The organism is Streptomyces sp. NPDC049915 (genome assembly GCF_040656475.1).
In the GTDB taxonomy this organism is placed as follows: domain Bacteria; phylum Actinomycetota; class Actinomycetes; order Streptomycetales; family Streptomycetaceae; genus Streptomyces.
In genome coordinates this window covers 263,235-281,191 of the sequence record NZ_JBFAMH010000008.1, presented here as the reverse complement: position 1 = coordinate 281,191, position 17,957 = coordinate 263,235, and the positions used below count along the sequence as shown (strand labels likewise).

The window sequence follows — 17,957 nt, the reverse complement described above, 5'->3', positions numbered from 1 at the left end:
ACGGTGCTGCGCACGGCTCTTCCCGACGCTCCTCCGTCACCCTTTAGCGAGGTGTCCATGAGCACGACCCCTCCACCCCGGGCAGCCACTGGCGACGCACCCTCCGCCACGGCGGAACCCGGCGCCGCCGACGGCGCGTTCGGCTGGCTGCGCGCCCTCGGCCCGCGCGGCCGGCACGCCTTCGCGGGCGCGTTCGGCGGCTATGCGCTCGACTCCTACGACTACTTCACGCTCCCGCTGAGCATGGTCGCGCTGTCCGCGTACTTCGGCCTGGACAGCGGCCAGACGGGCCTGTTCACCACGGTCACCCTCGTCGTCTCTGCCGTCGGCGGCGCCCTCGCCGGCGTGCTCGCGGACCGGGTGGGCCGGGTGCGGGCGCTGCTGCTCACCGTGATCACCTACGCGGTCTTCACGGTCGCCTGCGGCTTCGCGCCCGACTTCGAGACCCTGCTCATCTTCCGCGCGTTGCAGGGCCTCGGCTTCGGCGGCGAGTGGGCGGTCGGCGCCATCCTGGTCGCCGAGTACGCGAGCGCCCGGCACCGCGGCCGCACGCTGGGCGCCGTGCAGAGCGCCTGGGCGGCCGGCTGGGCGCTGGCCGTCATCGTGTACACGCTGGTGTTCTCGTTCGTCGACGACGCTCTCGCCTGGCGTGTGATGTTCTGGACCGGCGCGCTGCCCGCCCTGCTCGTGGTCTGGGTACGGCGCCGGGTGCACGACGCTCCCGAGGCCACCGCCGCACGTGAACGCAGCGGCGAGAAGGGCTCCTTCACGGTCATCTTCAAGCCGGGCCTGCTGCGCACCACCGTCTTCGCCGGGCTGCTGTCGACCGGCGTCCAGGGCGGCTACTACACGCTGGCCACCTGGGTGCCGACCTATCTGAAGTCCGAGCGCGGTCTGTCCGTCGTCGGCACCGGCGGATACCTCACCTTCCTGATCTCCGGCGCGTTCATCGGTTACCTCACCGGCGGCTATCTGACGGACCGGCTGGGGCGACGGCGCAACATCTGGCTGTTCGCGCTGCTGTCGGCGCTGTGCATCGCGGCCTACGCGAACATCCCGAGCGGCGCCAACACCCTGCTCCTCGTGCTCGGTTTCCCGCTCGGGTTCTGCATGTCGGCCATCTTCAGCGGCTTCGGCTCGTATCTGAGCGAGCTGTACCCGACGGCCGTGCGCGGCACCGGTCAGGGCTTCACCTACAACACCGGCCGAGCCGTGGGCGCCGTCTTCCCGACCAGCGTCGGCTTCCTGGCGGACAGCTGGGGCGTGGGCGGCGCGCTGGTCTTCGGCGCGATCGGCTACGGGCTGGCCGCCGTCGCCCTGCTGGGACTTCCCGAGACGCGCGGGAAGGAGCTGGTGTGAACCGTACGGACGACAGCGCGGCCCTCCGTGCCGCCACCGACCGCCCGGTCGTCCTCGTCGACCCGCACGCGCACGCGTGGAGCCCGTCGGCCGCACGCGCCCGCTTCCGGGCGGGGCTGTCCGGCCCGACCGCCGGTGTCGCCGCCGGCCACACCCAGGTCAACCTCATCTCGGTCCCGGCCGACTGGGCGTACGAGACGCTGCTGTTCTGCACCCGCAATCCCAAGCCCTGCCCGGTCCTCGACGTCACCGACGCGGGCTCGTGGACGACCGCGCTCGCCGACGGGGCGGACCTGCGCACCGATCTGCCGCGCTACCGGGTGTGGGAGCACGGCCGGCTGGTGGATGAGCCGACCGATGTGCGGGCGTACTGGCGCGACGACCTGGTGTCGTTCCTCATCGGATGCAGTTTCACCTTCGAGTGGGCGCTGACCGCGGCCGGTGTGCCGCTGCGCCACCTCGAGCAGGGCCGCAACGTCCCCATGTACACGACGAGTTGGCAGTGCCGTCCGGCGGGGCGGTTGCACGGCCCGCTGGTGGTGTCGATGCGCCCGGTGCCGCCTGGGAACCTGTCGGCGGCGATCCGGGAGAGCGGGCTGCTGCCGGCCGTGCACGGCAGCCCCGTGCACTACGGCGATCCTTCGGTGCTCGGCATCGACGACCTCAGCCGTGCCGACTTCGGCGATCCGGTCCGTCCGGAACCGGACGACATCCCGGTGTTCTGGGCCTGCGGAGTGACCCCGCAGGCCGCGGTGACCGCCTCCCGGCCGCCGTTCGCCCTCACCCACGCACCGGGACAGATGTTCCTCACCGACGCCCGCGACGAGCAGTACCGCGTGGCCTGAGCATCCGGGAAGAATCCGTGACCTCGATCGATCTGAACGCCGACCTCGGCGAGGGCTTCGGCCGCTGGGAGCTGACCGACGACGAGCAACTGTTGTCCGTCGTCACCAGCGCCAACGTGGCCTGCGGCTTCCACGCCGGGGACGCGGCCACCATGCGCCGGGTGTGCGAGCTGGCGGCCGAGCGCGGGGTGCGGATCGGCGCGCAGGTCTCCTACCGGGATCTGGCCGGGTTCGGGCGGCGCGCGATGGATGTGCCGTCCGCCGAACTGGCCGCCGAGGTCGCGTATCAGATCGGCGCCCTGGAGGTGTTCGCGCGGGCGGCAGGGGCGCGCGTGGCCTACGTCAAGCCGCACGGCGCCCTGTACAACCGGGTGGTGCGTGACGAGGAGCAGGCGCAGGCGGTGGTCGACGGGGTGCTCCTCGCCGACGCGGCGCTGCCGGTGCTGGGGCTGCCCGGCTCGCGGCTGCTGGAGAGGGCGGTGAAGGCCGGACTGCCCGTCGTCACCGAGGCGTTCGCCGACCGCGCCTACACCGACGAGGCCACCTTGGTGCCGCGCGGCCGGGACGGCGCCGTGATCACCGATTCGGAGGCGGTGGCGGAGCGGTCGCTGAGCCTCGCCCGTTCGGGCACGATTGCCGCGCACTCCGGCGCGCGGATCGAGGTACGCGCGCGTTCCCTGTGCCTGCACGGTGACACGCCGGGCGCGGTGGAACTGGCCCGCCGGGTGCGCCGGCGGCTGGAGGAGGCCGGTGTGCGGGTGGAGGCGTTCGCGTGAGAGCGCTGCCCGTGGGCGACGACGCCCTGCTGCTCGAGGTGACCACCGGCGAGGCGGCCGAGGCGCTGCACGCGGATCTGGTGCGCCGACGTGCCGAGGGACTGCTCACCGTGCGCGAGATCGTCCCTGCGGCACGCACGGTCCTGCTCGACGGCCTGTCCGACCGGGACCGCGTGGCCGGCGAACTGGCCCGCGCCCACATCGCTCCCGCACCCGCACGCGCGCGTGCGGGCGTCGAGATACCGGTGTGCTACGACGGCCCCGACCTGGCGGAGGTCGCGGCGCACTGGGGGGTCGGCGCGGCGGAGGCGGCGCGGATCCACGCGGCGACCGAGTTCCGGGTGGCGTTCTGCGGGTTCGCCCCCGGCTTCGGCTACCTCACGGGCCTGCCGTCCCGTTACGACGTGCCGCGCCGGGGCACTCCGCGCACGGCCGTCCCGGCCGGTTCGGTGGCGCTGGCCGGCCCGTACACCGGCGTCTACCCGCGCTCCTCCCCGGGCGGCTGGCAGCTGATCGGCACGACGGACGCCGTGCTGTGGGACCCCACGCGCGTACCGGCCGCGCTGCTCGCGCCGGGCACGCGCGTGCGGTTCGTGCCCGTGGGCGGGGTGGGTGCCGTATGACGGACCGTGCGCTCGCCGTCGTACGGGCCGGGGCGCTCACCACCGTGCAGGACCGTGGGCGGCCCGGGCACGCGCATCTCGGGGTGCCCCGGTCCGGGGCGCTCGACGCGGCCGCCGCCGAGTTGGTCAACCGCCTGGTCGGCAATCCGCCGGAGGCGGCCGTCCTGGAGACGACGCTGAGCGGCTGCGCGCTGCGGCCGCGCCGCGCGGTCACCGTGGCCGTCGGCGGCGCTCCCTGCCGGGTCACCGTGGCCGGCCGGCCGGCCGCCTGGGGAGCCCCGGTGCGGGTGCCCGCCGGGGCGTTGCTGGACGTCGGCCCCGCGGTGCGCGGCGTGCGCAGTTATGTGGCGGTCTCCGGCGGCGTCGCCGTCGAACCGGTCCTCGGCAGCCGCTCCACCGACCTGCTCTCCGGGCTCGGCCCGGCGCCGCTCGCCGACGGCGCGGTGCTCCCCCTGGGCCCGGAGACCGGCCCGGCGACGGCACCGTACGCGCGCGTGGACGTGGCCCCGCAGCCCTGCCCACCGGACGAACTGGTGCTGCGGGTCACCCTGGGGCCGCGCGACGACTGGTTCACACCGGAGGCGGTGCGCGTCTTCACCACGCGCGCGTACCGGGTGTCCGCCGCGAGCAACCGCATCGGCCTGCGCACCGAGGGGCCTTCCCTGGAACGTGCGCGGCCGGGTGAACTGCCCAGTGAGGGCATGGTCCTTGGGGCCGTGCAAGTGCCACCCGACGGACGCCCCGTGGTCTTCCTCGCCGATCACCCGACCACCGGCGGCTACCCGGTGATCGGCGTGGTCCGCACCGCCGACCTCCCGGCCGCGGCCCAGGCGGTGCCGGGCACGCCGGTGCGGTTCGTGGCGGTACGCCGCCGGTAGGGCGCCGCTTCGGCCTGCTGCGAACTCCCGTCGGCAGAGGGCCCCTTGGCCGACTCCGGACTCCCGCGGGTAGAGGGCCGCATCGGCCGGCTGCGAACTCCCCTCGGCTGCGGGCGGCTTCGGCCGAATCCGGCCCTCCGCCGGCAGAGGGCCGCTTCGGCCGGCCGCGAACTCCGGTGCGGCCGGCCGGGGCGATCGGCAGGGTGATCCCATGCGACTCACCAAGTTCACTCACGCGTGTGTGCGGTTGGAGAAGGATGCCCGGGCGATCGTCGTCGATCCGGGTGTGCTGACCGAGGAGCCCGAGGCGTACGAGGGGGCCGAAGCCGTGCTGGTCACCCATGAGCACTTCGACCACTTCGATGCGGACCGCCTGCGCGATCTCGGCTCGGACATCTACACCTGCGCCGGGGTCGCCCACCGCCTCGGCGATCTCGGAGAACGGGTCCACGTGGTGCGTGTGGGCGACCGGTTCCGCGTCGCCGGGTTCGAGGTGTCCGTGGTGGGCGAGCGCCACCACCCCAGCCATCCGGACGTCCCCCCGGTCGACAACGTCGGTTTCCTCGTCGACGGCGAAGTCTTCCACCCTGGCGACGCGCTGACGGTGGTGGATGCGCCGACGCTCCTGCTGCCCGGGCAGGCCCCGTGGCTGACCGTGCCCGACATGATCCGCTACCTGCGCCGGATGGCGCCCCGCCGTGCCTACGCGGTGCACGACGGGTTGCTGAACGACTGGGGTCTGAAGGTCCTGGACGACGTGCTGGCCATGGAGGCGGAGCGGGCGGGCCGCCAGTACCGGCGGCTCCGCCCCGGGGAGAGCGTTGATCTGTCATAGGGATGCGGTGGCCCGGCGAGGGCCTACGCCGCCTCCTCCACCTCCCCCACGGTCACTGCCGCCAGTGCCGCCGAGACCGCCGCCGATGCGCGCAGGTCGAGGCGGGCGCTGGTGCCCCGGGCCCGGTGGCGCAGTTCCTCCGCGGCGAGGGTGAGCAGTTGGGGCAGCAGGTCGGTGCAGCGGCGGGCCACCCAGCCGGTGCCTGCGGTGGCCAGCCACCGCACGCTCGCCGCGCGGCCGGGCGCGGGGAGCTCCGGCTCGGCCGTGGGCGCGGGCCCGGTCGCCAGGCCCGCACCGGCCAGCAGGGCGTGACAGCGGACGGCGAGCTGCCGGTGCCCGCGTTCGCCGGGGTGGAGGCGGTCCGCGCTCCACATCGCGCGGTCGCTGATCCACGCGTCGCTGCCGGCGTGCAGGTGCAGCGTGCCGTATCGCTCGGACAGGGCGTGCACAACGGAGTTGACCGCGTGCTGCCGCCGGGCCAGCGGCCGGGCGAGGGCGCCGGGGAGGCCCAGCATCGTGCCCGGGTCGGGCAGGCAGGCGGTGAGAACGGTCGCGCCCTGCCGGGTGAGGGCGCCGTACACGGTGTCGAGGCGGGCGGCCACCTCGTGGATGGCGAAGGTGCAGCGCAGCGTGTCGTTGACGCCGATCACGACCGACACCAGGTCGGGGCGCAGCGCGAGCGCGGCCGGCAGCTGCCTGTCCAGCACGTCCCGCGTCTGCGCCCCGCTGACCGCGAGGTTGGTGAAGTCCACGGGCGACTCGGCCAGGGACGGGGCGAGCAGGGCGGCCCAGCCGCGCCAACCGCCCTCGACAGGGTCGCCCACGCCCTGGGTCAGCGAGTCGCCGAGGGCCGCGAACCGCACGGGTCTCATGCCACGCCCTCCGGCACCGTGGGCCGCGGCGCGAGGGGCACGTCGTGCGCGGCGAGGAAGGCGTCCACGGCCTGCTGCCAGCTGAAGCACTCGGCACGCGCGCGTGCCGCCGCCCGGCGCTCCCGCGCGGGCCGCGCCAGCAGCGACTCCACGGCGTCCGCGAAGGCCTCGCCGTGGTCGGCCGCGGTGACGCCCGCCGATCCGACGACCTCGGGGAGCGCGGACGACGCGCTGACAGCCACGGGAGTGCCGCAGGCCAGCGCCTCCAGCGCGGCCAGACCGAACGTCTCGGCGGGGCCGGGCGCCAGGCACACGTCGGCGGACGCCTGCAGCACGCCCAGCTCCCGGCGGTCGGACAGGTGTCCCAGGAAGGTGACCGGCAACCGCCGTTCCACGGCCCGCTGTTCGAGCCGCGACCGCAGCGGGCCGTCCCCGGCTACGACGAGCACTGCCCGGCGTCCGCGCCTGAGCAGCTCTTCCAGGACGTCCAGGGCGGTGCCGGGCCGTTTCTCCACGGACAGCCGCGAGCACATCAGGAGCAGCGTCTCGTCCCCACGCGCGTGCACCGCCCGCACGCCCGCGTCCCGCAGCGCGGGGTGCCGCTCGGCCAGATCGACGCCGAGCGGGGCGCGTACGACGTTGCGGGCGCCGATCCTGACGAACTCGCGCTCGGCGAACTCCGTCGTGCACACCACGCGCGCGTACGTATGCGCGGTGCGGACGTTGAGCGCGTCGGCGGCCCGCCGGGCCGCGCCCTCCGGCAGACCCCAGGTGCGCAGCACCCCGTCCGCGGACTCGTGGGAGACCATCACGGCGGGCACCCGCGCACGGCGCGCCCACTTGCCGGTCCACCTCAGGGTCGTACGGTCGGACACCTCCAGGCGGTCGGGGGCCAGCTCCTCCAAGAGCCGGGCCAGGCGCCGCCTGTCGGTGAGGACGCGGTAGCCGCCGGTGCCGGGCAGCACGGGCCCCGGCAGGGTGATGACACGTCCCTGCTCGGTCTCCTCGTCGCTCTCGCCCGCGCCGGGGACGACCAGGACCGGGTCGTGCCCGGCGGCCCGGTAGCCCTTGCCCAGTTCGCGCAGGGCGGTGCGCAGTCCGCCGGAGGCGGGGGTCACGAAGTTCGCGAGCCGGACGATCCGCAGGCCGCTCATGCCGCCGCCCGGCGCAGCGGCACCGCCCTCGGTCCGTGTCATGCCGCCACCGCCGTCCGACGCGCGGCGAGCACCTCGGCGTAGTGGCCGATCAGCTGGTCACCCACGGCCGCCCAGGTGCGGCCCTCGACCATGGCCCGCCCGGCGGCTCCGAAGGCCGTGCGCAGTGCCGGGTCGGCGGCCAGGGCGCGCACGCCCTCCCGTACGGCGGTGGCGTCACCGGCCGGGAAGAGCAGTCCGGTGTGGCCGTGGGCGACCAGGTCCAGCGGGCCGCCGGCGGCGGGCGCGAGCACCGGCACACCGCTGGCCATGGCCTCCTGCACGGTCTGGCAGAACGTCTCGAAGGGGCCCGTGTGGGCGAAGACGTCGAGGGAGGCGAAGATCCGGGCGAGGTCGTCGCCGGTGCGGCGGCCCAGGAAGACGGCTCCGGGCAGCGCCTCCTCCAGGCCGGGGCGGCTGGGTCCGTCGCCGACGACGACCACCCGCACGCCGTCCAGGCCGCACACCCCGGCGAGGAGTTCGACGTGCTTCTCGGGGGCGAGCCGGCCGACGTAGCCGACGATCACCTCACCGTGGGGGGCGAGTTCGCGGCGCAGTGCCTCGTCGCGGCGGTCGGGCCGGAAGCGGGCGGTGTCCACTCCGCGCGGCCACAGCCTGAGGCGGGGTACGCCGTGCTCGTCCAGGTCGCGCAGGGCGGCGGTGGACGGGGCGAGGGTGAGGTCGGCCGCGGCGTGCACGGAGCGGATGCGCCGCCAGGCGGCGGCCTCGCCCGCGCCCATGTAGGTGCGGGCGTATCCGGCCAGGTCGGTCTGGTAGACGGCGACGGCCGGGATGCCGAGCCGGGCGGCGGCGGCCATGCCGCGCGCCCCGAGGACGAAGGGACTGGCCAGGTGGACCAGGTCGGCGCGGTGCTCGACGAGCGTCGCGGCCAGGCGCCGGGTGGGGAGGGCGACACGGACCTGGGGATAGCCGGGCAGCGGGAGGGAGGGGACGTGGACGACGGGGCAGGGGACGGACGCGTCGGGCTTGTTCCCCGGCGCGGGGGCCGGCGCGACGACGAGCGGGGCGTGACCGCGGTCGACGAGGTGCCGGGCGGTCTGGAGCGCGCAATGGGCCACGCCGTTCACGTCGGGGGGAAAGGATTCGGTCACGATGACGACACGCATACCGGTGTTGTCGCCGCGCCGGACGTGGCCGCGTCAACGTGGATCTTTCCGGCCGAGGAACGTCCTGTGAGCGTTGCGCTGCACACCCGAGCGAGTCGGAAACCGGCCATGCCGTCCTGACGTACGGGTCACCCGGCGTTCACACGGACGGCCGCGATGCCCCGTCGCCGCGCGCCGTGTCGGGCAGGATCACAGCGCCAGGACGGCGGCCCCCGACGGTCTCACCGTGCCCGGACAGCGTGCCGAATACGGGTCTCACCGTGCCCGGACAGCGACCCGCGCCCGGCGGCCTCCCACACCCGCACGGCGGCCCGTGCCGGATCTCCACGTGCCGGACGGACAAAGGCCCGCGCCAGGGTCGTACGGGCCCCGGACGGACGCCCGCCCTCCCCCGTCGCCCGTGTCACACCGCCGACGCGTCCGGCCCGATGCGGCTCCGTACGGCCGTCTGGACCTCGTCCTCCTCCGCCGGGTCCGCGGCCAGCCGGCGCAGTCGCTCCACCACGCGCGCGTCGCCGGTCTCGGCGTGCCGGGCGGCGATCTCGCGGGTGGTCTCCTCGCAGTCCCACAGGCACTCGACGGCGAAGCCGGTGCCGAAGGAGGGGTCGGTGGCCGCCAGCGCGCGGGCGCAGTGGCCGCGCAGATGCGAGGAGGCGGTCTCCCGGTAGACGTGCCGCAGGACGGGTGCGGCGCAGGCGATGCCGAGGCGTCCGGCGCCGTCGACGAGGGTCCACAGGGTGGGCGCGTCACAGCCCTCGCCGCGTACGGCCTCACGCAGGACGCCGAGGACGAGGTCGCTGTCCTGGGCGCCGCCCCGGCAGGCGAGGACGCGTCCGGCGGCACCGCCCAGCGCGTCGGGCCGGCGGGCCCAGCCGCGGGCCCGGTCGACGGCGACGACGCTGCGCATGCGTTCGAAGGCGTCGACGGCGGCCTCGACGACGGGCGCCGTGCCGCCCGCGACGGCTGCCTCGATCAGGTCGAGGACGTCGGGGTCGTTGCTGTCGGCGAGGTAGCGCAGGGCGGTGCACCGGGCTCCCTCGGTGCCGTCCAGCGCGGCCCGCACGATCTCCGGCCGGTCCTCGGGGCCCGCTACGGCGGCGAGGCAGCGGGCGGCCGGGACATGGAGCGCGGCGCCGCGTTCGACGCCCTGCTGGGCCCATTCGAGGACCGCGGCGACGCTCCACCCGGGCCGCGGGCCGGCCGGGCGCATCTGCCGCTGCCAGCGGTCGAAGCTGCCGGCCTCGTGGGCGGCACGTACGCGTGCCGCGATGTCGGCACGCGGGTCCTCGGCCCACAGCCGCCACGGCCGGGGTTCGAAGGCGTCGCGCACGACGGCGGCCAGCGCGGCCTCGCCCTCGGCATCGGTGGTGAAGCGGGCGAGGACGGGCATGGCGAGGGCGCGCAGCCCGGCGTCGTCGTCGCGCAGGGCGAGTTCGTCGAGCGCCCAGGCCCAGTTGGAGCCGGTGGCCGCGTAGCGGCGCAGCAGCTCCAGGGCGTCACGGCGGCCGTAGGAGGCGAGGTGGCCGAGCACGGCAAGGGCGAGTCCGGTGCGGGACTCGTCGGTGTCGAAGACGTCCTCGACGTCGAAGAGGTGGGCCTCGATCTCGTCCAGCTCACCGCCGAGGTCGAGGAAGAGACGGGCGTAGTAAAGGGAGCGGTTCTCCACCTGCCAGTCGTGGCGGGGGTCGCGCAGGACACACTGGTTCAGCGCCGCGAGGGCCTCGGCGCGGGGGGCGGTGAGCGCGTGCAGTGTTCCGTCGCCGCGGCCCCGCTGGAGCAGGCCGAGCAGCGTACCGCTGGGCGCTATGACCGGATCGAACATGGGAAACAGCCTCACATCAAGCGTCGACGCAACCGGGGACGTGCATTACCTGGCCGCGTGACAACACGTCGGGGCGCCCGCCGTTTCCTGCTTGCTGTAGACCATTTCTCTCTGCCTCTCGTCGGTGGCCCATGCGGGCCGCATCACGGCCCGCGCGGTGCGGCACTACCTGCCCGGCCATCACGTCCGTGAATCACGACGTCATGATGACCCGGCGGTTCTGCCCACCGCGACCGAAATTTCCGGCGGCCTGTTACCGCCTCCCCCGTGGTCGGTGTCCTATCTGGTCAAAACCCTTGTTCCCGCTGATCAAAGCGGGTGTGTTCAGGCCGCGCCGAACAGCTCGAGCAGCTCGGCCTTGCCGAACATGCGTGCCGTGTCGACGGCCGACGGGGTGCCCGCGGCCGGGTCGGCGCCGCCCTCCAGGAGGGCCCTGATGACGGCTTCCTCGCCCTTGAAGACGGCGCCGGCGAGCGGGGTCTGACCGCGGTCGTTGGCGCGGTCGGCCTCGGCGCCGCGGGTCAGCAGCGCACGGACGGTGTCGGCGTGGCCGTGGTAGGCGGCGAGCATCACCAGGGTGTCGCCGCGGTCGTTCGTGAGGTTGGCCGGTACGCCCGCGTCGACATAGGCCACGAGCGGCTCCGTCTGCCCCTGCCGGGCCAGATCGAAGATCTTGGTCGCCAGCTCCACGACCTCGGGGTCGGGGGCTTCAGTCATCGGCCGGACCGCCTCTCACTGCGTTCTTGGGGACTGCTGTTGCCGGGCGCCGCCTCCGCGGCCGCGGGAGCAGCGTACGACCGCGAGCGCGGTGCGGCCGTACGAGTGAATCGCCAGGGTACTGGCTCGTCGGTCACCTGTCGGGCGCCGCAGGCGGCAAAGATCACCGACAGGCCTGTTCAACGCCAATTGTCCTGCTCGGACAGCGCAGCCGACGCTCCGCCGAGCGGGGGAAATCGTGGGAATTTCCCCCGTTTGCACCTTTAATCGTATAGATACATCCTGTGAGCCTGGAAGTACTCATGGTGACTGTCCCCACCGAACACCAGGAGAGCTCAAATGATCCTGTCCATCTCAGGCGTCGTCCTGCTCGGCATTGTCGTGTTCGTCTTCTTCCGCAAGGACGGCCTCAAGGCGTCGCACGCGCTGATCTCGGCGCTGTTCGGCTTCTACCTGGCCAGTACGGCGATCGCGCCGAGCATCAAGGCCGGCGGCGAGAGCCTGGCCAGTCTCCTCGGCGGCATCAGGTTCTGACGCCGTCCTCCCGACCCGTACGCACCACAAGGAGGCAGCAGTGGCCCGGCGCCCCCTCCCCCGCATCCTCAGCACAGGCAGCGCGCAGATCGCCCGGAGCCGGGAGCTGGCCCGGACGGCGGCGGACAGCGCCACCGACGTCCTCCATCCGCTGATCACGATCACCCGCGGTCTGCGCCGACTGGCCTCGGCCGGGTGGCGCAGATGGGCCGAGACCCCGAAGGACAAGCGCAGCCAGCTGCTGTTCATGGTGGCCGCGGTGATCCTGGCCGTGGCCCTGGTTCCGTACGGTCTGCTGCTCGCCGTCATCACCCTGATGGCGGCGGCAGCCTGGCAGGGCCGTGACCGCACGCCCCCGGAGCCCGAGGGCCCGGACGAGTCGCAGACGCAACGGCTGAAAGCGCTGTACGAGGCCCTCGTGCCGTACTTCTCCACCGCCGAGGACCCGGCACCGCTGTACGCGCACGGCGGCGAGTGGGAGACGGCCTTCCCGGCGCACGAGTTCGACGGCTCCGGCCGGATCACCCACCTCCAGATCCGCTACCCGGCGTACTTCCCGGACGGCCGGGCCGAGGCACGCGCGCGTGTCGAGCAGCTGCTCACCGCGAAGTCGGGCCGCGGCCGCGAGTACCACTTCGCGTGGGACGAGGAGGGCAACGAGCTGACGGTGAGCGTGCTCGCGCCGCTGCCCACGGACATCGCCGCGCAGCGGTTCGTCACCACACCGGGCGAGACGGTCCTCGGCTTCACGGACTCCCTCCAGGTCCAGCGGACCCTCCCGCTCTCCTTCGGTGACGAGCAGCGCGACATGCCGCCGGTCGTCTGGCGCACGGGCATCCGCTCCACCGAGCCGCACCTGCTGGTCATGGGCCAGCCCGGCAGCGGCACCTCGACCCTGCTGCGCTCGATCGCGCTCCAGGCCCTCCCCTACGGCGACGTCCTGATCGTCGACGGCGGAGGCACCGGGGAGTACGCCTGCCTGACCGGCCGGGACGGTGTGCTGGCCGTGGAGTGCGGGCTAGGCGGGGCGCTGGCCAGCCTGGAATGGGCGGCCACCGAGACCGAGCGCCGGCTGATCGCCGCCAACCGGGCCCGCCAGGAGGGGCACCCGCCGCCGGACGACACCCGGCGCCCGTTGTGGGTCCTGCTCGACCGGCCGACCGCGTTCGCGCCGCTGGCCGCCGCCGACGGCCGCAAGGACCCGGAGGCGCTGCTCCAGGTACCGCTGCGGCACGGCCGCGCGGCGAACGTGACCGTCGTGATCGCCGAGCAGTTCGACAGCCTGGACGCGCTGAGCGATCCGGTACGGCAGCACACACGCGCGCGTGTCGCACTGGGCCCGGCAACACCGGCCCAGCTGGAGGCCGTCCTGGGCGCGCCGCCGTGCACCACTCCCCTCGCCCACGTCCCGCCCGGCCGGGGCTACGCCCGCCTTGGCAGCGGCCCGGTGCACCGGCTGCAGGTGCCGGCGACCCCCGACCCGTACGACGACGCGACCAGTGACGCGCACCGGCAGGCCGTACTGGACCTGCTGCCGCCGCGTACGACCCCCGCGGACGGTGAGAAGGTTCCCATGGACAAGGACGTCCCGGAGGAGCCGCTCACCACGGAGGCCGCGGTCGTGGAACAGGCGTAACCCCGGGGCATCGCCTGCCGGAGGCGCCGCACGCCACGCACGCGTGCGGCGCCTCTGTCCGCGCGCTCACGCCACGAAGGTGCGCGGTGCCTCCGCGCTCCCCGCCCCGCCGCTGGCCACCAGCCGCGCCGCCGACGCGAGCCGTGCCGCCGCCTCGTCGGCGACCGCGCCGCCGACGGTGAACGGCAGGCGGACGAACCCTTCGAATGCCCCGTCGACACCGAAGCGCGGCCCCGACGGCACTCGTACGCCGACCCGCTCGCCCGCCTCGGCGAGCCGCGACCCGGACAGTCCCCCGGCACGCACCCACAGCGTGAGGCCACCTTGCGGCACCTCGAACTCCCAGTCCGGCAGCTCCCGGCGCACCGCGGCGACCAGGGCGTCCCGGTTCTCCCGGGCCTGGGCGCGCCGCAGCCGCACGGCCTCCTCCCAGCCGCCGGTGCTGAACAGCCAGTTCACCGCCAGCTGCTCCAGCACGGGGGTGCCCAGGTCGGCGTACGCGCGGGCGGCGACCAGGCTGCGGATCACATCGGGGGCGGCCCGCACCCAGCCGATGCGCATCCCCGCCCAGAAGGCCTTGCTGGCCGAGCCGACGGTGACGACGGTCGAGCCGGCCGGGTCGAAGCCGCACACCGGCCGCGGCATGGTGCCCTCGAGGTCGTCCTCGAGCCACAGCTCGGTCATCGTCTCGTCGGCCACCAGCACGGTCCCCGCCGAACGGGCCGCCTCCACCAGCCGCCGCCGCTGCTCCTCGTCGGCGAGCGCGCCGGTGGGGTTGTGGAAGTCGGCGACGACATAGGCGATGCGGGGCGCGGCCTCGCGCAGCACCTGACGCCAGCGGTCCAGGTCCCAGCCGGACAGCCCCTCGGCCATCGCGACCGGCACCAGCCGCGCCCCCGCCTCCCGCATCAGCTGCAGGATGTTGGCGTACGACGGCGACTCGACGGCGATGCGCTCGCCGCGGCCGCCGAAGAGATGGCAGATGGCGTCGATGGCGCCCATCGCACCGGTCGTCACCATGATCTGCTCGGGCATCGTCGGAATGCCGCGGGCGGTGTACCGCTCGGCGATCATCGCCCGCAGCGCGGGCAGCCCGGCCGGGTAGTCGCCGTGCGTGTGGGCGTACGGCGCCAGCTCCTCCAGGGCGCCCCGCACGGCCCGGGTCAGCCACGGTTCGGGTGCGGGCAGCGCGGCGCAGCCGAGGTCGATCATCGAGCCGAGCGCCTCGGGCGGCAGCGGCTCCAGACCGCGGGCGGGGAGCGGATTGCCGGCCGGGACGGCGGTCCAGCTGCCGGCGCCGCGCCGGGACTCCAGGAAGCCCTCGGTGCGCAGCGCCTCGTAGGCCGCCGCCACCGTCGTACGGCTGACGGACAGGGCGAGGGCCAGCTCGCGTTCGGCGGGCAGGCGGGCGGCCACCGGGACGCGGCCCTCCAGGACCAGCAGGCGGATGCCGTCGGCGAGCGCGCGGTAGGCGGGGGGCCGGCGCGTGCCGGGGCCCGCGGGGCGGTCCTGCTGCGACTTGAGCAGCCGGGCGAGCTGTGCCGCGCCCACCGCAGAGGTCCACTGGGCCATACAGATCAGTCCACCTTCCCCGAATTGGCCATGGATGGCTCTTCTTCTCAAGCCACAGAGTGTCATGCGTCAGGCCACTCACACCACCCAGGGGGGACCCCAGTGTCCACACCACGCCGGCTGACCCGGCGGCTGATCCAGCTCTACGCCGGCCTCGCCCTCTACGGGGCCAGCTCCGCACTCCTCGTCCGCTGCGGGCTCGGTCTCGAGCCGTGGAACGTCCTGCACCAGGGCCTTGCCGAGCGCACGGGCCTGTCGATCGGCGTGGTGCTGACCATCGTCGGCGCGACGGTGCTGCTGCTGTGGATCCCGCTGCGTCAGCGGCCCGGCCTCGGGACGATCTCGAACGTCCTGGTGATCGGCTTGGCGATGGACGCCTCGCTGGCGCTGCTGCCCGATGCCCGTGGCCTCGCGGCGCGCATCGCGCTGCTGGTGACCGGGATCGTCCTCAACGGCGCGGCGACCGGTCTGTACATCGCGGCGCGGTTCGGGCCGGGGCCGCGCGACGGACTGATGACGGGTCTGCACCGGCGGCTGGGTCTGTCGATCCGCGCGGTGCGCACGGGCATCGAGGTCTCGGTCGTGCTCACCGGCTTCCTGTTGGGCGGCACCGTCGGCGTCGGCACCCTCCTGTACGCGGTGTCCATCGGCCCGCTCGCCCAGTTCTTCCTGCGGGTGTTCGACGTCGCGCAGGCACCGCAGGGCAGCACGGTCGTTGCCACGGGGTCACCCACTCGGGCGATACTGCGTCCGTGACGACGTCCATACGCCACCCGTATCTCGACCATCCGGGCCCGCTGGCCTTCGCGCACCGCGGCGGCGCGGCCGACGGCCTGGAGAACACCATGGCCCAGTTCCGCCGGGCGGTGGAGGCCGGCTACCGGTACATCGAGACCGACGTGCACGCCACCAAGGACGGCCGGCTCGTCGCCTTCCACGACGCCACGCTGGACCGGGTCACGGACGGCGCGGGCCGGATCGCCGACCTGCCGTGGACGCAGGTGCGGCACGCGCGCGTGCAGGGCACCGAACCGGTGCCGCTCTTCGAGGACCTGCTGGAGGCCTTCCCCCAGGTGCGCTGGAACGTCGATGTGAAGGCGGAGGCGGCACTCCACCCGTTCCTGAACCTGATCGGGCGGACGAACACCTGGGACCGGATCTGCCTGGGATCGTTCTCCGAGGCCCGCGTGGTGCGCGCCCAGCATCTGGCGGGCCCGAAGCTCGCCACCTCCTACGGCACCCGGGGCGTGCTCAACCTGCGGCTGCGCTCCTGGGGCGTACCCGCCGCGCTGCGCCGCTCGGCGGTGGCTGCGCAGGTACCGGAGGTGCAGTCGGGGATCCAGGTGGTGGACCGGCGCTTCGTCCGCTTCGCCCACGCCCACGGGCTGCAGGTCCACGTCTGGACGGTCAACGAACCCGAGCGCATGCACCGGCTCCTGGACCTGGGGGTCGATGGCATCATGACCGATCACATCGACACACTGCGCAAGGTCATGGAAGAACGCGGCGTCTGGGTCTGACCGACCGGCGCCCCGCCGGGCGGCGCGCGGCCACTTCAGCGGGGAAGCGAGGGCACGGGTGGGCATCGACACCGTGCGCACGGCGGGGGCGGACGAGGCCGCGGACCGCAGGCGCGAGCAGCGCGGCTGGTATTTCTACGACTGGGCGTGCTCCGTCTACTCGACGAGCGTGCTCACCGTGTTCCTGGGCCCGTATCTGACCTCGGTCGCGAAGTCGGCCGCCGACGCGGACGGGTACGTCCATCCGCTGGGCGTCCCGGTCCGGGCCGGCTCCTTCTTCGCCTACGCGGTGTCCCTGTCGGTGATCGTGGCGGTCCTGGTGATGCCGCTGGTCGGGGCCGCCGCGGACCGCACCGGCCGCAAGAAGCCACTGCTGGCCGCGGCCGCGTACGTGGGAGCCGCAGCGACGACGGGGATGTTCTTCCTCTCCGGCGACCGCTATCTGCTCGGCGGTGTGCTGCTGGTGGTGGCGAACGCGGCGCAGTCCGTCGGGATGATGCTGTACAACTCCTACCTGCCGCAGATCGCCGGGCCCGAGGAACGCGACGCGGTCTCCTCCCGGGGCTGGGCCTTCGGCTACGCGGCCGGCTCTCTGGTGCTGATCGCCAACCTGGTCCTCTACTCCGGCCACGACAGCTTCGGCGTCTCGCAGACCATGGCCGTGCGGATCTGTCTGGCCTCGGCCGGGCTGTGGTGGGGCGCGTTCACACTGATCCCGCTCGCGCGGCTGCGCGACCGCCGCTCGGCGCAGCGCGAGGCCGCCCTGCCGGGGATGCGGCAGCTCGCGGCGACGGTCCGCGACATGCGCCGCCACCCGCTGACCGTGGCCTTCCTGCTCGCCTACCTCGTCTACAACGACGGCATCCAGACGGTGATCTCGCAGGCGTCGGTGTACGGCTCGGAGGAACTGGGCCTCGGCCAGTCGACGCTGATCACGGCCGTGCTGCTGGTGCAGGTGCTCGCGGTCGCGGGCGCGCTGGCGATGGGCCGGCTGGCCCGGACCTACGGGGCGAAGCGCACGATCCTCGGCTCGCTGATCGCCTGGACGTTCACCCTCGGCGCGGGGTACTTCCTGCCGGCCAAGGCGCCCGTGTTCTTCTTCGTGCTGGCGGCCGGGATCGGCCTGGTCCTCGGGGGCAGCCAGGCGCTGTCCCGCTCCCTGTTCTCCCACCTGGTGCCGCCGGGCAAGGAGGCCGAATACTTCTCGGCGTACGAGCTGAGCGACCGCGGGATGAGCTGGCTGGGCCCGCTGCTGTTCGGCGTCACCTACCAGCTGACCGGCAGCTACCGGTCCGCGATCATCTCGCTGGTGGCGTTCTTCGCGATCGGTTTCGTGCTCCTCGCGCGCGTGCCGGTGCGGCGGGCGATCGGCGACGCGGGCAACCCCGTTCCCGAGAGGATTTAGCACTCAGGGTGAAAGGGCGGTAGTGTACGCGTTTGGCCTGCCAGGCGTACCGTTACTGCGCGTCAAAGGCGACGAAGCGCTAGGTGACATCTCCGAGCAGACGTGACAAACCGGGCGTCGGTGGGTACTGCACTGGTTGACAAGGCTGCGGCACGACGGCGACGCATGACCCGGAACGGGACATCGGAACGGGAATCTTATCCGCCGACCGGACGTTGACCGGATGACGACGACAGCGACACC

The 17,957-nt window shown here is 73.8% G+C and carries 17 protein-coding genes; 11 read left to right on the top strand and 6 right to left on the bottom strand.

Annotated elements, in window-relative coordinates:
* Positions 1 to 57: 57 nt before the first annotated feature.
* The 6 genes from AB0J12_RS17250 to AB0J12_RS17225 all read left to right on the top strand — a co-directional run bounded on the left by AB0J12_RS17250 (position 58) and on the right by AB0J12_RS17225 (position 5,316).
* On the top strand, positions 58 to 1,359 hold the full coding sequence (locus AB0J12_RS17250; RefSeq protein ID WP_363265119.1) for an MFS transporter: 1,302 nt from the start codon (positions 58 to 60) through the stop codon (positions 1,357 to 1,359).
* Positions 1,356 to 2,204 carry a putative hydro-lyase gene (locus AB0J12_RS17245; protein ID WP_363265118.1) on the top strand — a complete coding sequence of 283 codons (849 nt, stop codon included), beginning with the start codon at positions 1,356 to 1,358 and terminating at the stop codon, positions 2,202 to 2,204. The genes AB0J12_RS17250 and AB0J12_RS17245 overlap by 4 nt, the downstream gene beginning before the upstream one ends.
* Positions 2,205 to 2,221: 17 nt before the next feature.
* Positions 2,222 to 2,980, top strand: a complete 759-nt coding sequence (locus AB0J12_RS17240; protein ID WP_363265117.1) for a 5-oxoprolinase subunit PxpA — start codon at positions 2,222 to 2,224, stop codon at positions 2,978 to 2,980.
* Positions 2,977 to 3,603 carry an allophanate hydrolase subunit 1 gene (locus AB0J12_RS17235; RefSeq protein ID WP_363265116.1) on the top strand — a complete coding sequence of 209 codons (627 nt, stop codon included), beginning with the start codon at positions 2,977 to 2,979 and terminating at the stop codon, positions 3,601 to 3,603. The genes AB0J12_RS17240 and AB0J12_RS17235 overlap by 4 nt, the downstream gene beginning before the upstream one ends.
* Positions 3,600 to 4,481, top strand: a complete 882-nt coding sequence (locus tag AB0J12_RS17230; protein WP_363265115.1) for a biotin-dependent carboxyltransferase family protein — start codon at positions 3,600 to 3,602, stop codon at positions 4,479 to 4,481. Before AB0J12_RS17235 ends, AB0J12_RS17230 begins: the two co-directional genes overlap by 4 nt.
* 211 nt (positions 4,482 to 4,692) lie before the next feature.
* A complete protein-coding gene (locus AB0J12_RS17225) occupies positions 4,693 to 5,316 on the top strand; it encodes an MBL fold metallo-hydrolase (protein WP_363265114.1) in 624 nt (207 codons plus the stop codon).
* A gap of 23 nt (positions 5,317 to 5,339) precedes the next feature.
* Here the strand turns inward: AB0J12_RS17225 and AB0J12_RS17220 are convergent, their stop codons facing one another.
* From AB0J12_RS17220 to AB0J12_RS17200, 5 genes are all read right to left on the bottom strand, one after another.
* Positions 5,340 to 6,188, bottom strand: coding sequence for an SGNH/GDSL hydrolase family protein (locus tag AB0J12_RS17220; RefSeq protein WP_363265113.1), 849 nt, complete (start codon positions 6,186 to 6,188; stop codon positions 5,340 to 5,342).
* Entirely contained in the window at positions 6,185 to 7,342 is a 1,158-nt protein-coding gene (locus AB0J12_RS17215) for a glycosyltransferase (protein ID WP_363265152.1), read from the bottom strand. The genes AB0J12_RS17220 and AB0J12_RS17215 overlap by 4 nt, the downstream gene beginning before the upstream one ends.
* A 38-nt stretch (positions 7,343 to 7,380) precedes the next feature.
* A complete protein-coding gene (locus AB0J12_RS17210; RefSeq protein WP_363265112.1) occupies positions 7,381 to 8,508 on the bottom strand; it encodes a glycosyltransferase family 1 protein in 1,128 nt (375 codons plus the stop codon).
* A 403-nt stretch (positions 8,509 to 8,911) separates the two neighbouring features.
* Complete coding sequence (locus AB0J12_RS17205) at positions 8,912 to 10,330, bottom strand: HEAT repeat domain-containing protein (RefSeq protein ID WP_363265111.1); 1,419 nt, start codon at positions 10,328 to 10,330, stop codon at positions 8,912 to 8,914.
* A gap of 324 nt (positions 10,331 to 10,654) precedes the next feature.
* A complete protein-coding gene (locus AB0J12_RS17200) occupies positions 10,655 to 11,047 on the bottom strand; it encodes an ankyrin repeat domain-containing protein (RefSeq protein WP_363265110.1) in 393 nt (130 codons plus the stop codon).
* Positions 11,048 to 11,386: 339 nt separating this feature from the next.
* Here AB0J12_RS17200 and AB0J12_RS17195 point away from each other — a divergent pair, with 339 nt between their 5' ends.
* Together AB0J12_RS17195 and AB0J12_RS17190 are read left to right on the top strand one after the other, a co-directional pair.
* Positions 11,387 to 11,581 (top strand): hypothetical protein, encoded by a 195-nt coding sequence (locus AB0J12_RS17195; protein WP_363265109.1) that lies wholly within the window; start codon positions 11,387 to 11,389, stop codon positions 11,579 to 11,581.
* 40 nt (positions 11,582 to 11,621) lie between these two features.
* On the top strand, positions 11,622 to 13,217 hold the full coding sequence (locus tag AB0J12_RS17190) for a hypothetical protein (protein WP_363265108.1): 1,596 nt from the start codon (positions 11,622 to 11,624) through the stop codon (positions 13,215 to 13,217).
* 66 nt (positions 13,218 to 13,283) lie between these two features.
* Here the strand turns inward: AB0J12_RS17190 and AB0J12_RS17185 are convergent, their stop codons facing one another.
* Positions 13,284 to 14,789 (bottom strand): PLP-dependent aminotransferase family protein, encoded by a 1,506-nt coding sequence (locus tag AB0J12_RS17185; protein ID WP_363265107.1) that lies wholly within the window; start codon positions 14,787 to 14,789, stop codon positions 13,284 to 13,286.
* Between the two features lie 102 nt (positions 14,790 to 14,891).
* On the opposite strand from AB0J12_RS17185, the gene AB0J12_RS17180 reads away from it, so the two are divergent.
* The 3 genes from AB0J12_RS17180 to AB0J12_RS17170 are packed head-to-tail and all read left to right on the top strand — an operon-like array spanning position 14,892 to position 17,714.
* Complete coding sequence (locus AB0J12_RS17180; RefSeq protein WP_363265106.1) at positions 14,892 to 15,545, top strand: hypothetical protein; 654 nt, start codon at positions 14,892 to 14,894, stop codon at positions 15,543 to 15,545.
* A complete protein-coding gene (locus AB0J12_RS17175; protein ID WP_363265105.1) occupies positions 15,542 to 16,309 on the top strand; it encodes a glycerophosphodiester phosphodiesterase in 768 nt (255 codons plus the stop codon). The genes AB0J12_RS17180 and AB0J12_RS17175 overlap by 4 nt, the downstream gene beginning before the upstream one ends.
* A 58-nt stretch (positions 16,310 to 16,367) precedes the next feature.
* The gene (locus AB0J12_RS17170; RefSeq protein WP_363265104.1) at positions 16,368 to 17,714 is read left to right on the top strand and encodes an MFS transporter; all 1,347 of its coding nucleotides are present in this window, start codon (positions 16,368 to 16,370) and stop codon (positions 17,712 to 17,714) included.
* Positions 17,715 to 17,957 lie beyond the last annotated feature (243 nt).